The organism is Micromonospora sp. NPDC047620 (genome assembly GCF_043205005.1).
Lineage (GTDB): Bacteria > Actinomycetota > Actinomycetes > Mycobacteriales > Micromonosporaceae > Micromonospora.
This window is the reverse complement of sequence record NZ_JBIDDG010000084.1, coordinates 1-2,110: the sequence shown is the minus strand read 5'-3', so window position 1 is coordinate 2,110 and position 2,110 is coordinate 1. Positions and strand designations below refer to the sequence as shown.

General features: G+C 68.9%; 2 protein-coding genes. One reads left to right on the top strand and one right to left on the bottom strand.

The genetic code is table 11. The features are described 5' to 3' along the window. A partial coding sequence (locus ACGF5C_RS34280) for a sensor histidine kinase (RefSeq protein WP_393308500.1) occupies positions 1-1,117 on the bottom strand: 1,117 nt, incomplete at its 3' end. 13 nt (positions 1,118-1,130) lie between these two features. On the opposite strand from ACGF5C_RS34280, the gene ACGF5C_RS34275 reads away from it, so the two are divergent. Further along, positions 1,131-1,970 (top strand): DedA family protein, encoded by an 840-nt coding sequence (locus tag ACGF5C_RS34275; protein ID WP_393308497.1) that lies wholly within the window; start codon positions 1,131-1,133, stop codon positions 1,968-1,970. Positions 1,971-2,110: the final 140 nt, after the last annotated feature.

Here is a 2,110-nt window from a genome sequence, read left to right as displayed (position 1 = left end):
CGACGACCGAGCGGGAGTGGATGAAGGCATTGCCGAGAAGGTTTCGCGCTACTCGCGTCAGTGATCGCGCGTCGCCGCGGAGTCTGACCGGGCGCAGGTCCGTGGTCACTGTCAGGTGATCGCGGCCCCGCACTGCCCCGAGGGCGATGGCGGCGACGTCGTCGAGGTCGACGTCGGTGGTGTGCAGGGTGAGGCCGTTTTCGTCGGCGGCGGCCAGGGTGAGCAGGTCGTCGATGAGGTAGCGCATGCGTTCGGCTTCCGGGAGGAGCGTGTCGGCGGCGAGATCGGTGTCGAACGCGGGGGGATGGTCGCGGGCCAGCTCCAGGCCGCCGAGCACGGTGGCCAGTGGGCTGCGCAGCTCGTGGGAGGCATCGGAGAGGAACCGGCGCTGGGCAATGTGGCCGGCTTCGATGCGGCCGAGCATTTCGTTCATGGTGACAGCTAGCCGGGCGACCTCGTCGCGCGCGGGCGGCACGGGCACCCGTTCGGCCAGTTCGGTGCTGCCGATCCCCCCGACCCGGGACCGGATCGCCTCCACCGACCGCAGCGACCGACCGACCAGCGCATAGGTTGCCCCGGCAGCGACCACCACGACGACCGGGGCGCCGACGGCCAATGCGATCGCCACCTCCGCCATCGTGTCTTCCACCGATTCGATGTCGGCCGCCACCACCACCGTGACCGGCCCGGCCGGGGACTCGACCGGGCGTGCCGATAGCCGTAGATCGGAATCTCCAGCCACCGACTGTCCGACGACGGTCTGCGCGTTCGGCGCCACAGGCGCAGAGTCGCCGCCGGAGGATCGAAGGATCCGCCCGGACGGGTCGGTGATTTCGACGATCTCGACGTACCCGTTCGGTGCGAGCAACGCCGGGTTCAGCGCCGCGGGTGCGGTCGTGCGCAGTTGCGCCGTGATGTCGTCGAGACGGGCGGTGGCGGCAGCGTCCACGGTGCCGATCAGCGATCGATACAGCAGCCACAACATGATCCCGGCACCGAAGCCGAGGACCACGGTGATGACCGCGGTGGTGACCAATGCCGAGCGAAGCCGCAGACCCCACCGCGACGGCGGCCACAACGCTTCCAAGCGCTCGCTGACCCCCAGTGGCCGCCGCATACCGACTCCGTCCGTGTTCGTTCGCTACACCGTGACCACATTGTGGGCGATCGATGCCCCTACTCGGCCATCGCTCTCAGCGTCATCACAGCCGGCGCCTGCCATGGTGGCCTCGACACCGAATCCGGTGTTGTCGATCGCGATGCCCTGTTCTTTCGTAGTGCGTGCTCGACCGAACAGTCCCCGCAGAAAGCCCACCATCGAAATGCAACATCTGATCCTCACCTACGGACTTGTCGCCATCGTGGTGTTGATGGCGGCCGAATCGGCGTGTATCCCGATCCCCTCGGAGGTGACGATGCTGCTCGGCGGTGCGCTGGCCGCCGGGGCGGTCGGCGAAGCGCACCCCAATCTGGTGGCTGTCATCGCCGCCGGCACGCTGGGCAATGTCGCGGGCAGCTATCTCGCCTGGCTGGCTGGGCGGTGGGGTGGGCGCCCTGCCCTGCATCGGTGGGGCCGATACGTGCTGCTGCGCACCGAAGAGGTCGATCGCGCGCAGGAATGGTTCGACCGGCACGGGCGCGCGGCCGTGTTCTGGGCCCGGCTGCTCCCCGGGATTCGCACATTCATCTCGTTGCCCGCCGGGATCGCCGAGATGCCCGGCATGCGGTTCGGGATCTACACCGTGGCCGGCTGCCTGCCGTGGACCGCGGCCCTCGCGATCGGCGGCTACCTCGCGGGCGCGAACTGGCGCCATGTCGAGGACGTACTGCGTGGCCCGAGCTACGCCGTCGCGGCGGTCGTGGGTCTCGCGATCGTGACGGCCGCGGTGTTGTATCTGCGACGACGCTCACGCCGGCAAGCCGGTTCGACCCGCACCGTCGACGCCCAGCCGGACAGAACCGCCCGATGAGACATGGTCGGCGCCAGCGCCTCTCAGCGATTCCACAGCCGCCCTGCGTCAGGGTGACCGCATGACCGCGATTACCCACGACCTGTTGTGGCTGCTGCTCGACGACGACACCGGCCAGCTTGTAATCGACAGGCATACCA